This window comes from Pseudomonas sp. JL2, assembly GCF_031570495.1.
Classification (GTDB): Bacteria; Pseudomonadota; Gammaproteobacteria; order Pseudomonadales; family Pseudomonadaceae; genus Aquipseudomonas; species Aquipseudomonas rhizophila.
Window position 1 is genome coordinate 92,190 of record NZ_JAKUDH010000014.1, and the last position, 12,496, is coordinate 104,685.

Below are 12,496 nucleotides of genomic sequence, written 5' to 3' on the forward strand. Positions count from 1 at the left end.
TAAAAGGTGGTCAGATGAAACACTTCACCCCGGACGATTTCCACAATTGCCACCTCGGCATGCTGCTCGGTCGTGCCGCGCTGCTCAAGGACCGAATCATCGATACCCACATGGAACCCGTCGGCATCACCGCCGCGCAGTTCAAGGTGTTGATCATCATGGCCCAGCACGGCATCGATACGCCGGTCGAGCTGTGTCGGTACCTGTCCCTGGACAGCGGCTCGATGACGCGAATGGTCGATCGTCTGGAGCAGAAAGGTTTTCTGATCCGCCAGCGCTCGGCGGATGACCGGCGGCTGGTGCGACTGGTGCTGACCGACGCCGGCCAGGCCCTGGCCGATCGTCTGCCTGTTATCGGCGCCGATGCCATGAACCAGTTGGCGGGCGCCATCAGCCGCGAGGAGTTGCAAATCCTCGAACAAATCCTCAAGAAAATTCTGCTTGCCGCCGGTGATCCCATCACCGTGTTGCGGTTGGGGGACAAATGAGTCGTAAAACCTTGCGTACCCGCATCAGCCTGGTGTTGCTGGCCATGAGCCTGGCCGGTTGTGCCAGTTACAGCGGCCTGAACACCGAAGGCGTCCGCCTTGAGGCTCAAAACCTCAAGGCCGGGCAATCTCTCAACGGCGTCACGCTGTCGCCCGCTTCCTGGCCGAAAAGCGATTGGTGGAAAAGCCTCGGCGACCCACAACTCGACGGTCTGATCCACGAAGCGTTGCGCGACAGCCCGGACATGCAGATCGCCAGCGCCCGGGTGCATCAGGCCAGTGCCGCTGCCTACGCCGCCAATGCGGCGCGCATGCCGACCCTGGACGCCAGCGCCAGTGTCAGCCGTTCGCGCCTGGCCCGTGACCAGGACCCGCAAGGGCAGGGCGGGGCGTACAGCACCCTGCGTTCGCTGGGCGTGGATTTCAATTACAACTTCGACCTCTGGGGCGGCCAGCGTGCGGCCTGGGAAGCGGCCCTGGGCGAGGCCCGTGCCGCCGAGATCGACCGGCAGGCCGCCCGCCTGACGCTCGCCGCTGACGTGGCGAGGGCCTACAGCGATCTGGGGCAGGCCCATATCATTTATGACCTGGCGTCCGAGGACCTCAAGCGCACCCGGCAAATGCTCGATCTGGGCAAGCGCCGCCTCAGCGCCGGGATCGACAGCGAATATCAGTTCCAGCAGACCGAAAGCCTGGAAGCCAGCGCCGATGCGAGCCGGATCGACGCAGAAAAACGCCTGCAAAGCGCAAAAATCGCCTTGGCGGTGCTGTTGGGCAAGGGGCCGGACCGCGGCAATGAAATTGCTCGCCCTCACGTGCTGCAAGCCAGCGCCGTTGCCCTGCCGTCGAACCTGCCAGCCGAATTGCTGGGCCGTCGTCCGGATCTGGTCGCCGGTCGTTGGCGAGTCGAGGCGGCGGGCAAGGACATTGAAGCCGGCAAGACTCAGTTCTACCCCAACCTCAACCTGAGCGCGGCGGCGGGGGTGCAGTCATTGTTGGGAGACGCGATGTTCGGTTCGGCCAGCCGCTTCTTCAACGTAGCGCCGACGGTGTCGCTGCCGATCTTCGACGGTGGGCGACTGCGGGCGGACCTGGATGCCCGGGATGCCGATTACGACATGGCGGTGGCGCAGTACAACAAGAGCCTGGTCAAGGCCCTTGGAGATGTCAGCGACACCATCAACCAGTTGCGCGACATCGCTCGGCAGATCGCCGCGCAGCAACACGCTACCGATATCGCGCAGAACTCTTACGACACCGTGGTCCAGCGCTATGGCTCCGGCATCGGAAATTACCTGGATGTGCTGAGCATCGAGCAGCAATTGCTCCAGGCCCAGCGCCAACTGGCGAACCTGAATGCCGAGCAGATCGACCTGTCGATCCAACTGATGCAGGCCCTGGGCGGTGGCTTCGAGGCCGACACCCTGGCTTCGGCCGCGCCGGCCTCCACCACGTCGCACAACTGATTCGAGGTACTTGTCATGGCTACTGCCGAAACTACCCAACCCTCTGAAACTGCCCAGGACAGCAGCAACCCGCGCAAGCGCAAGCTGATGCTGCTGGGGCTGGCACTGATTGTCGTCCTGGGTGGCCTGGGCGTCTGGGCCTGGCACGAACTGTATGGCCGCTGGAGTGAGAGCACCGACGATGCCTATGTGAACGGCAACGTGGTGGAAATCACGCCGCAGGTCACCGGCACCGTGGTGAGCATCGGTGCCGACGACGGTGACCTGGTGCGTGAAGGCCAGGTGCTGGTGCAGTTCGACCCGAACGACGCCGAGGTCGGGCTGCAAAGTGCCCAGGCCAATCTGGCCCGTACCGTGCGCCAGGTGCGTGGCTTGTACAGCAACGTCGATGGCATGCGCGCCCAGGTCAAAGCCCAGGAGGCCGAAGTACAGAAGGCCCAGGAGAACTACAACCGACGCAAGAACCTGGCGGCCGGCGGGGCGATTTCCCGGGAGGAACTGTCCCACGCCCGTGACGATTTGACCTCGGCGCAGAATGCGTTGGCCAACGCCAGACAGCAACTCAAGACCTCCAGTGCCTTGGTGGATGACACCGTGGTGGCGTCCCATCCAGACGTGCAATCGGCCGCCGCGCAATTGCGTCAGGCCTACCTGACCAACGCCCGCAGCACCTTGATCGCGCCGGTCACCGGATACGTCGCCAAGCGCACGGTGCAGTTGGGCCAGCGGGTGCAGCCGGGCACGGCGCTGATGGCGGTGATTCCGCTGGATCAGTTATGGATTGACGCCAACTTCAAGGAAACCCAGCTGCGGGACATGCGCATCGGCCAGCCGGTGGACATCGAAACCGACCTCTATGGCAGCGACGTGAAGTACAGCGGCACCGTCGACAGCCTCGGTGCGGGCACCGGCAGCGCGTTTGCCTTGTTGCCAGCGCAGAACGCCACCGGCAACTGGATCAAGATCGTGCAGCGGGTGCCGGTGCGTATTCATATCAACGCCCAGGAACTGGCCAAGCATCCGCTGCGGGTCGGCCTGTCGACCCAGGTCGACGTCAACCTGCGCGACCAGAGTGGTCCGGTGCTGGCCCAGCAACCACCGAAACAAGCCTCTTTCAGCACCCAGGTCTATGACCGGCAACTGGTCGACGCCGACGCGATGATCAGCCGGTTGATCCATGAAAACAGTGCCGCTGCCAGCAAGACCGCGCAGCGCTGAGGTAGCCATGCCTGGCGACTTGGGTAATGACCTGAACCTGTGGGAGCGAGCCTGCTCGCGATAGCGGTGGATCAGCCAGGGTTGATGGCGACTGACAAACCGCCATCGCGAGCAGGCTCGCTCCCACAGTTTTGTCCCCCATTTCAACCGGGACTTTTGCGCGACTTTGTCATGTCCGTTTCGCTTCATAGGATTTCGCAATGAGCAATAACGCGTCCTTCACGCCGCCCAGCCTGTTGCTCAGCACCATCGGGCTGTCGTTGGCGACGTTCATGCAAGTGCTCGACACCACCATTGCCAACGTCGCTTTGCCGACCATTTCCGGCAACCTGGGTGTCAGTTCGGAGCAGGGCACTTGGGTCATCACCTCGTTCGCGGTGAGCAACGCCATCGCGCTGCCGCTGACCGGCTGGCTCAGCCGTCGGTTTGGTGAGGTGAAGCTGTTCTTGTGGGCAACCCTGCTGTTCGTGCTCGCCTCGTTTCTGTGCGGTATCTCGACTTCGATGCCGGAGCTGATTGGCTTTCGTGTCCTTCAGGGGCTGGTGGCCGGGCCTTTGTACCCCATGACCCAGACCTTGCTGATTGCCGTGTATCCGCCGGCCAGGCGCGGCATGGCCCTGGCGTTGCTGGCGATGGTCACGGTGGTGGCGCCGATTGCCGGGCCGATCCTCGGCGGCTGGATCACCGACAGCTACAGCTGGCCGTGGATCTTCTTCATCAACGTGCCCATCGGGATCTTTGCCGTGATGGTGGTGCGCCAGCAACTGAAGGCGCGGCCGGTGGTCACCAGCCACCAGCCAATGGATTACGTGGGCTTGATCACGCTGATCATCGGTGTCGGTGCGCTGCAGGTGATCCTCGACAAAGGCAACGACCTGGATTGGTTCGAGTCGAACTTCATCATTATCGGAGCGCTGATCTCGGTCATTGCCCTGGCCGTGTTTGTGATCTGGGAAATGACCGACCGCCATCCGGTGGTCAATCTGCGGCTGTTCGCCTACCGCAACTTTCGCATCGGCACCATTGTGCTGGTGGGGGGCTACGCCGGGTTCTTCGGCATCAACCTGATCCTGCCGCAGTGGTTGCAGACCCAGATGGGCTACACCGCCACCTGGGCCGGGCTGGCGGTGGCGCCCATTGGCATCCTGCCGGTATTGATGTCGCCCTTCGTTGGCAAATACGCCCACAAGTTCGACCTGCGCCTGTTGGCCGGGCTGGCGTTTCTGGCCATCGGCCTGAGCTGCTTCATGCGCGCCGGGTTCACCAACGAAGTGGATTTCCAGCACATTGCCCTAGTGCAGTTGTTCATGGGGATCGGCGTGGCGCTGTTCTTCATGCCGACCTTGAGCATCCTGATGTCGGACCTGCCGCCACAACAGATCGCGGATGGTGCGGGACTGGCGACGTTCCTGCGCACCCTGGGCGGCAGCTTTGCCGCATCGCTGACCACCTGGATCTGGATACGTCGGGCCGACCAGCACCATGCCTACCTGAGCGAAAGCATCAGCACTTATGAGCCGGCCACCCGCGAGGCGCTTAACCATCTCGGTGGCGCGAGCACACCGGCTTATGCCCAGCTCGACCAGATCCTCAACAGCCAGGCGTACATGCTCTCCACCGTGGATTACTTCACGCTGCTGGGTTGGGCGTTCATGGGGTTGATCGTGTTGGTGTGGCTGGCGAAACCGCCGTTTGCGGCGAAGGCGGGGCCTGCGTCGGCGGGGCATTGATTCAGAGGTGAAATGCAATCCAATGTGGGAGCGAGCCTGTGGGAGCAAAGCTTGCTCGCGATGAACGATGACACGGTCTTGCAGTGGAACCGTGTCGCCTGCATCGCGAGCAAGCTTTGCTCCCACAAGGGATATCTGCGTTCTTCAGTTGCTTGGCAACGCCAACTGCGCATTGCCAAAACCAAACGGCGCCAAGGCAAATCCCTGTTCATCCACCTGCAACGCCCAGCCTTGCTTGTCCCAATCCCCCAGCACAATGCGCCGGGCGGCGTGTTCGCCCAGTTGCAGCTTGTGGATGGCGGGGCGGTGGGTGTGGCCGTGGATCAGGGTCTTCACGCCGTATTCCTGCATGATCCGCGGGATCTCTTCGGGCGTGACGTCGACGATGTCATTGGCTTTCATCCGCGTCTGCGTGCGGCTTTCGCTGCGCAGTTTGCGCGCCAGTTTCTGGCGACTGGCCAATGGCAGGTGACGCAGGATGAACAGCGTCACCGGGTTGCGCAGCCAGCGCCGCAACTTCATGTAGCCTTCGTCGCGGGTGCAGAGGCTGTCGCCGTGCATCAGCAGCACCGGCTCGCCGTTGAACTGCACGACACTGGGGTCCTTGAGCAGGGTGCAGCCGGCCGCTTTGCAGAAGGCTTGCCCGAGCATGAAGTCACGATTGCCGTGCATCAGGAAAATGGCCGTGCCGCTGTCGCTCAATTCGCGCAGGGCCTGGCAGATGGAACGCTGGAACGGCGTCATGGCGTCGTCGCCGATCCAGGCTTCAAAAAAGTCGCCCAGGATGTACAACGCTTGCGCCGAGCGGGCGCGTGTGGCGATCAAATCCAGAAACGCCCGGGTAATGTCCGGGCGCTCCTCTTCCAGATGCAAATCTGAAATCAGCAGTATCACTCAATGATCTCGGCTTTCTCGATGATCACGTCTTCTGCTGGCACGTCCTGGTGGCCGGCCTTGGACGTGGTGGAAACGCCTTTGATCTTGTCGACCACGTCGGTGCCTTCAACCACTTTGCCGAACACCGCGTAACCCCAGCCCTGGGTGGTCTTGCTGCTGTGGTTCAGGAAGCTGTTGTCGGCCACGTTGATGAAGAACTGCGCGGAAGCCGAATGCGGTTCCATGGTGCGGGCCATGGCGACGCTGTACTTCTCGTTCGCCAGACCGTTGTCGGCTTCGTTCTGGATGCTTGGGCGCTTGTCTTTCTTTTCTTTCATGCCTGGCTCGAAACCGCCGCCCTGGATCATGAAGTTGCCGATGACACGGTGGAAAACGGTGTTTTCGTAGTGGCCGGCCTTGACGTATTCAACGAAGTTGGCAACGGTGATCGGTGCCTTCTCGGCGTTCAGTTCCAGGACGATGTCGCCGTGGTTGGTGGTCAGTTTGACTTGAGTCATGATCGCTACTCTTTCAAGGAATTCGTGGGTTTCGGGGCTTTGCTGCCCGCAACCGGTCTGACTGTAATCGGCCAGGCTGGGCAGTTTAGCGCGCCGAGCGGGTTTTTCGAGGCTGTTTTTCATCGGGTCGTCGATTAAATTCAATCGTTTACCGACCTGGCCTGTCAGGTGCTTGACAGCATCGGCTATGATACGGGCTTTGATTTATCAGGCCGCACCCGGCCGCGCACTTGTACGTTCAAGGATCCTATGAGCAAGCCCACTGTCGACCCTACCTCGAATTCCAAGACCGGCCCGGCCGTGCCGGTCAATTTCCTGCGCCCGATCATCCAGGCGGACCTGGATTCGGGTAAGCACACGCAGATCGTCACCCGTTTTCCGCCGGAGCCCAACGGCTACCTGCACATCGGTCACGCCAAGTCGATTTGCGTGAACTTCGGCCTGGCCCAGGAGTTTGGCGGCGTCACGCACTTGCGTTTCGACGACACCAACCCGGCCAAGGAAGACCAGGAGTACATCGACGCGATCGAAAGCGACGTTAAATGGCTGGGTTTTGAATGGGCCGGTGAGGTGCGTTATGCCTCGCAGTATTTCGACCAGTTGCACGACTGGGCGGTGGAGCTGATCAAGGCCGGCAAGGCCTACGTGTGCGACCTGACCCCCGAGCAGGCCAAGGAATACCGTGGCAGCCTGACCGAGCCGGGCAAGAACAGCCCGTTCCGTGATCGCAGCGTCGAGGAGAACCTGGACCTGTTCGCCCGCATGCGCGGCGGCGAGTTCCCGGACGGCGCACGGGTGCTGCGTGCCAAGATCGACATGGCCTCGCCGAACATGAACCTGCGCGACCCGATCATGTACCGCATCCGTCACGCCCATCACCACCAGACCGGCGACAAATGGTGCATCTACCCCAACTATGACTTCACCCACGGTCAGTCGGACGCCATCGAAGGCATCACCCACTCGATCTGCACCCTGGAGTTCGAAAGCCATCGTCCTTTGTACGAGTGGTTCCTGGAGCACCTGCCGGTGCCGGCTCAGCCGCGCCAGTACGAATTCAGCCGCCTGAACCTGAACTACACCATCACCAGCAAGCGCAAGCTCAAGCAACTGGTGGACGAAAAGCACGTCAACGGCTGGGATGACCCGCGCATGTCGACGCTGTCGGGCTTCCGTCGTCGTGGCTACACGCCAAAATCGATCCGCAACTTCTGCGAGATGGTCGGCACCAACCGTTCAGACGGCGTGGTGGACTTCGGCATGCTGGAATTCAGCATCCGCGACGACCTGGACCACAGCGCCCCACGCGCCATGTGCGTGCTGCGTCCGTTGAAAGTGGTGATCACCAACTACCCGCAAGACAAAGTCGAGAACCTCGAACTGCCTTGCCACCCGAAAGAAGACATGGGCGTGCGCGTCCTGCCGTTCGCGCGGGAAATCTACATCGACCGTGAAGACTTCATGGAAGAGCCGCCAAAAGGCTACAAGCGTCTGGAGCCTGCCGGTGAAGTGCGCCTGCGCGGCAGCTACGTGATTCGCGCCGACGAAGCGATCAAGGACGCCGACGGCAACATCGTCGAACTGCATTGCTCGTACGATCCCGAGACCCTGGGCAAGAACCCGGAAGGTCGCAAGGTCAAGGGCGTGATCCACTGGGTGCCGGCCGCTGCCAGCGTCGAGTGCGAAGTGCGCTTGTACGATCGCCTGTTCCGTTCGCCGAACCCTGAAAAGGCCGAGGACAGCGCCAGCTTCCTGGACAACATCAACCCTGACTCCCTGCAAGTACTCACTGGTTGTCGTGCCGAGCCTTCGTTGGGCAACGCACAGCCGGAAGACCGTTTCCAGTTCGAGCGCGAAGGTTACTTCTGCGCGGATATCAAGGACTCGAAACCCGGTGCTCCGGTATTCAACCGTACCGTGACCTTGCGCGATTCCTGGGGTCAGTGATCAAGTCTTAAGGGAAACCCTGTGCTTACGATCTACAACACGCTCACCAAGAGCAAAGAAGTCTTCAAGCCGCTGGACGGTAACAAGGTCCGCATGTACGTCTGCGGGATGACCGTGTACGACTACTGCCACATCGGCCATGGTCGCAGCATGGTTGCGTTCGACCTGGTGACCCGCTGGTTGCGTTTCAGCGGTTATGACCTGACCTACGTGCGCAACATTACCGACATCGAAGACAAGATCATCAACCGTGCCCGGGAAAACGGCGAGCCTTACGATGCGCTGACCGAGCGCATGATCAAGGCCATGCACGAGGACGAGGCGCGCCTCAATATCCTCAAGCCCGACCTGGAACCCCGTGCCACGGACCACATCCCAGGCATGCTGGCGATGATCCAGACCTTGATCGACAAGGGTTATGCCTACGCACCGGGCAATGGCGACGTGTACTACCGCGTCGCCAAGTTCATGGGCTACGGCAAGCTGTCGCGCAAGAAAATCGAAGACCTGCGCATCGGCGCGCGCATCGAAGTCGACGAGTCGAAACAGGACCCGCTGGACTTCGTGCTGTGGAAAGCCGCCAAGCCGGGTGAGCCGAGCTGGGAGTCGCCGTGGGGCGCCGGGCGTCCGGGCTGGCACATCGAATGCTCGGTGATGTCGACCTGCTGCCTGGGCGAGACCTTCGACATTCATGGCGGCGGCAGCGACCTGGAATTCCCGCACCACGAAAACGAAATCGCCCAGAGCGAAGCGGCCACCGGCAAGACCTACGCCAATGCGTGGATGCATTGCGGCATGATCCGGATCAACGGCGAGAAGATGTCCAAGTCCTTGAACAACTTCTTCACCATCCGCGACGTGCTCGACAAGTACCACCCGGAAGTCGTGCGTTACCTGCTGGTGTCCAGTCACTATCGCAGCGCCATCAACTATTCGGAAGACAACCTCAAGGACGCCAAGGGCGCCCTGGAGCGGTTCTACCATGCGTTGAAGGGCCTGCCGAAGGTCCCGGCCGCCGGTGGCGAAGCCTTTGTCGCGCGTTTCACTGAAGTGATGAACGACGACTTCGGCACGCCGGAAGCCTGCGCGGTGCTGTTCGAGATGGTGCGCGAGATCAATCGTTTGCGGGAGAGTGATCTCAACGCGGCGGCGGGCCTGGCGGCGCGTCTGAAAGAACTGGCCGGCGTCCTGGGTGTGTTGCAGCTCGAGGCGGATGATTTCCTTCAGGCCGGTGCCGAAGGTCGCGTGGACGCCGCCGAGGTCGAAGCGTTGATCCAGGCGCGCCTGACTGCGCGGGCCAACAAGGACTGGGCAGAATCCGACCGCATCCGCGACCAGCTCACCGCCATGGGCGTGGTGCTGGAAGACGGCAAGGGCGGGACGACCTGGCGTTTGGCTGACTGAGTCCTTACGCAATACCCCTGTGGGAGCGAGCCTGCTCGCGATGACGGAGTGTCAGACAACATTGTTGTTGGCTGATACACCGCCATCGCGAGCAGGCTCGCTCCCACAGTTTTTTGTATGCCTATCCTGGCAATCATCCTGTTATGAGCTAGTACTGTCAGGTCGATTCGACATCCTCTGACAGGAATCTTCCATGTTGGCTCATTGGTCTCTTGCGGCAATTCATCTTCTGGCTTTCGCCCTGGGGTTCTGGGCGGTACTTACCCGGGGCACGGCGTTGCGACGTCTGGCGGGCGGGACGGACGCGGTTCGAAATGTCTTGATGGCGGACAACCTGTGGGGGCTATCGGCGGTGGTCCTGCTGGTGACCGGCGGGATGCGTGCTTTTGGTGAGTTTGAAAAAGGCACGGACTATTACCTGCACCAACCGCTGTTTCACCTGAAGATGACGTTGTTCGTGCTGATCCTGTTGCTTGAAATCGCGCCGATGATCGCGCTGATCAAATGGCGGATGGCACAGGGCAAAGGGCGTGCGATCGATCCTTCGAAAGCCGGCCGGTTTGCGCGGATCAGTCACATTGAAGCTTTGTTGCTGGTGCTGATGGTGGTCGCTGCCACAGGAATGGCTCGCGGCGTGGGGCTGGGTTGAGCCGTCACGAATACCTGCTTCATCGCCATTAAAACGAAACGTCTGACAGCCATGCTATGAGCCATGTCATTAGTATCGGTTTGACGGGATGAACGAAAAAATCAAAGGCGAGATGAAGCGGGGATGATGAGGGACAGTCGGCATGAATCTTTAGCCAGCCTTGCGACGATGCAGAAGGGCTGGCTACGGACTGCTACAGGGCTCAGGGCGTTTGCGGCTTGTCAGGGGCGGTAAGGCCCGCCTGAATGCGCTGATAAATCTCTTCGCGATGCACCGCAACGTTTTTCGGAGCGTTGATGCCGATACGGACTTGTTGGCCGCTAACGCCCAGAATGGTGATCGTGATGTCGTCACCAATGTTTATGCTTTCACCGACTTTGCGGGTGAGTATCAGCATGGTGTTCTCCTTGATTGCTTTATAGGGCACCTGATTCAGGCAGTGCAGATGTCGGTACTGCTTATAGATTAGTGCCAAGTGTCACAATGTGGGTGCCTCTTTCTGACGCGCAGACGCAGCATTAATTCCCAGGGTGCGACTATACAGAGACGCCGTGCAGGTTTCTCGTGTTTTGAGCGCTGTTTACGGCGTTATTGACGGGCTTGAGTGTTAAAATCCCCACTCCATGTCTTCCGGGGTAAAACGTTGTGCGCAAATTGGCTTGGGTAATCGCGGTATTGGCGCTGGCAGGATGCGGTGAAGGGCGTGACGTCGACACACCGAAGCCAAAGGTGGCGGCAACCACTGCACCGAGCGCCGCCGCTGCGCCGCAATGGGGCGTCGAGGTCCGGGGCGAAATCCCGCAAGCGGTCAGCGACCTGACCGCCTGGCTCATCGAGCACAGTTTTGTATCGAGTGTGGTGAAAGACAATGGCAAGGACCGGGTCCTGGTCGGGCCTTTCAATTCAAAGGCTGAAGCCGAGGCGAAGCAGGAGCAATTGAACGCCGCCCTGGTTCGAGCGAAAAAGCGCAACATCGAGTCGCTGGTGGTGGATTACCCGAGCGCTCAATAAACCCCGCAGAGCAGAACAGTCAGGTAAGCCACAACACCTGTGGGAGCGAGCCTGCTCGCGATAGCAGTGGCTCAGCCAACGTTGACGTTGACGGGCATGCCCCTATCGCGAGCAAGCAAGCTCCCACAGTTGATTGGCGCTGTTCACCCATGCGAGATCAGCCGCAGGCCTTCAAATTCACCGGGCCCACGAACTCGTTGCCACGCCCCATCACGCACGCCACGCTCTGGTTGCGCTGGCGCTCCCAGCTCTGTACCGGGTAGGTCTTGTCCCAGGCTTCGTACAGGCGCCGGTCCTGTTTCGAAAGGCGCAGGCCGTATTGTTTGCTCATGTAGAAATACGTCCGGGCGATCATTCCGCGGATGGAAGGGCGGGGCATGACTTTCTTGGCCTTGAAATCCACCTGGGTCAGGCATGAGCCGTACTGGCCCGTCTGCGCCGGCAGCCAGCCAAAGCTGAAGTTGCTGCGGTCGCCGTTCACTTCCCCGATGCTGGGCACCAGGTTATGAAGATCGGCCTCGGCCCGTTGATAGACCGGGTCGTGGCGGGTGCAATTCTTCCGCCCGCCTTGTTGCCAGCATTGACGCTGATGACCGATCTGCCACGCCGGGACGATATGCTCCCACTCGATACGCGCGGCGCGATTGGCGTTTTTGCGCGGCACATAACCGCAGGCTGCCAGGTTCACGCGATTGCCTGAGTATTTGCAGCCACAGTAGAACTCGGTGGATTGGGGGGCATAGAGTTTCCAGGCGACTTTCTTGGCCTCGCTGAACGTGCGGGGCGCATCGGCCTGCGCGCCCATGGCGACAATCGCAAGCAATAAAGCAAAACAACGAACACTCATCAGGCTCAATCTTCCTTCGGCACAACCCAGAACACCTGCACACCGCCATCGTCGCGATAGGCGAGGGTCACATTGTCGTTCTCGTCGATTTCTTCCAGCAGGCGCTCCCACTCATCCACCGGCTCCTCGGGAAGCCGGAAGAGCAGGGCCGCCTTGGCTTTTTGTGCGGTGGGGGAGTTGATGATTTTCGAGACCCGCAGGCCGAGGCGAGTATAGGAATCTAAGGGGGTAGTTGCAGCGGACGGCGTTGCCACAGGATTATCCTTATTGAGCTGTACGTGCGTACAGTATTTAACCGTAGGCATTTACGCAACTGCTTAAAATTCAAGAAAATCCTCTGAC

13 protein-coding genes are annotated in these 12,496 nt (G+C 60.7%); 8 read left to right on the forward strand and 5 right to left on the reverse strand.

Annotated elements, in window-relative coordinates; translation table 11 throughout:
• Window positions 1–14: 14 nt before the first annotated feature.
• The 4 genes from MKS85_RS18365 (at window position 15) to MKS85_RS18380 (ending at window position 4,902) form a co-directional block, all read left to right on the forward strand.
• Window positions 15–488 (forward strand): MarR family transcriptional regulator, encoded by a 474-nt coding sequence (locus MKS85_RS18365; protein ID WP_310663089.1) that lies wholly within the window; start codon window positions 15–17, stop codon window positions 486–488.
• On the forward strand, window positions 485–1,954 hold the full coding sequence (locus MKS85_RS18370) for an efflux transporter outer membrane subunit (protein ID WP_173407132.1): 1,470 nt from the start codon (window positions 485–487) through the stop codon (window positions 1,952–1,954). Before MKS85_RS18365 ends, MKS85_RS18370 begins: the two co-directional genes overlap by 4 nt.
• A 15-nt stretch (window positions 1,955–1,969) precedes the next feature.
• Complete coding sequence (locus MKS85_RS18375) at window positions 1,970–3,172, forward strand: efflux RND transporter periplasmic adaptor subunit (RefSeq protein ID WP_047229310.1); 1,203 nt, start codon at window positions 1,970–1,972, stop codon at window positions 3,170–3,172.
• Between the two features lie 200 nt (window positions 3,173–3,372).
• Window positions 3,373–4,902 (forward strand): DHA2 family efflux MFS transporter permease subunit, encoded by a 1,530-nt coding sequence (locus MKS85_RS18380; protein ID WP_107322885.1) that lies wholly within the window; start codon window positions 3,373–3,375, stop codon window positions 4,900–4,902.
• A gap of 144 nt (window positions 4,903–5,046) precedes the next feature.
• Here the strand turns inward: MKS85_RS18380 and lpxH are convergent, their stop codons facing one another.
• Window positions 5,047–5,796, reverse strand: coding sequence for a UDP-2,3-diacylglucosamine diphosphatase (gene lpxH, locus MKS85_RS18385; protein WP_160892977.1), 750 nt, complete (start codon window positions 5,794–5,796; stop codon window positions 5,047–5,049).
• The gene (locus MKS85_RS18390; protein ID WP_047229369.1) at window positions 5,793–6,296 is read right to left on the reverse strand and encodes a peptidylprolyl isomerase; all 504 of its coding nucleotides are present in this window, start codon (window positions 6,294–6,296) and stop codon (window positions 5,793–5,795) included. The genes lpxH and MKS85_RS18390 overlap by 4 nt, the downstream gene beginning before the upstream one ends.
• Window positions 6,297–6,545: 249 nt before the next feature.
• On the opposite strand from MKS85_RS18390, the gene MKS85_RS18395 reads away from it, so the two are divergent.
• The 3 genes from MKS85_RS18395 to MKS85_RS18405 all read left to right on the forward strand — a co-directional run bounded on the left by MKS85_RS18395 (window position 6,546) and on the right by MKS85_RS18405 (window position 10,296).
• Window positions 6,546–8,243 carry a glutamine--tRNA ligase/YqeY domain fusion protein gene (locus MKS85_RS18395; protein ID WP_076385540.1) on the forward strand — a complete coding sequence of 566 codons (1,698 nt, stop codon included), beginning with the start codon at window positions 6,546–6,548 and terminating at the stop codon, window positions 8,241–8,243.
• 21 nt (window positions 8,244–8,264) lie between these two features.
• Complete coding sequence (cysS, locus tag MKS85_RS18400; protein WP_047229314.1) at window positions 8,265–9,647, forward strand: cysteine--tRNA ligase; 1,383 nt, start codon at window positions 8,265–8,267, stop codon at window positions 9,645–9,647.
• A 193-nt stretch (window positions 9,648–9,840) separates the two neighbouring features.
• On the forward strand, window positions 9,841–10,296 hold the full coding sequence (locus tag MKS85_RS18405; protein ID WP_310663090.1) for a DUF2214 family protein: 456 nt from the start codon (window positions 9,841–9,843) through the stop codon (window positions 10,294–10,296).
• A gap of 202 nt (window positions 10,297–10,498) precedes the next feature.
• Here MKS85_RS18405 and csrA read toward each other — a convergent pair whose 3' ends face one another.
• A complete protein-coding gene (csrA, locus tag MKS85_RS18410; protein WP_003179932.1) occupies window positions 10,499–10,693 on the reverse strand; it encodes a carbon storage regulator CsrA in 195 nt (64 codons plus the stop codon).
• 248 nt (window positions 10,694–10,941) lie between these two features.
• Between csrA and MKS85_RS18415 the strand changes: the two genes are divergently transcribed.
• A complete protein-coding gene (locus MKS85_RS18415) occupies window positions 10,942–11,307 on the forward strand; it encodes an SPOR domain-containing protein (RefSeq protein ID WP_047229316.1) in 366 nt (121 codons plus the stop codon).
• Window positions 11,308–11,464: 157 nt separating this feature from the next.
• Here the strand turns inward: MKS85_RS18415 and MKS85_RS18420 are convergent, their stop codons facing one another.
• Window positions 11,465–12,154: an endonuclease gene (locus MKS85_RS18420; protein ID WP_047229317.1), complete on the reverse strand. Its 690-nt coding sequence runs from the start codon at window positions 12,152–12,154 to the stop codon at window positions 11,465–11,467.
• 5 nt (window positions 12,155–12,159) lie between these two features.
• On the reverse strand, window positions 12,160–12,459 hold the full coding sequence (locus MKS85_RS18425; protein WP_047229318.1) for a DUF1654 domain-containing protein: 300 nt from the start codon (window positions 12,457–12,459) through the stop codon (window positions 12,160–12,162).
• Between the last annotated feature and the right edge of the window lie 37 nt (window positions 12,460–12,496).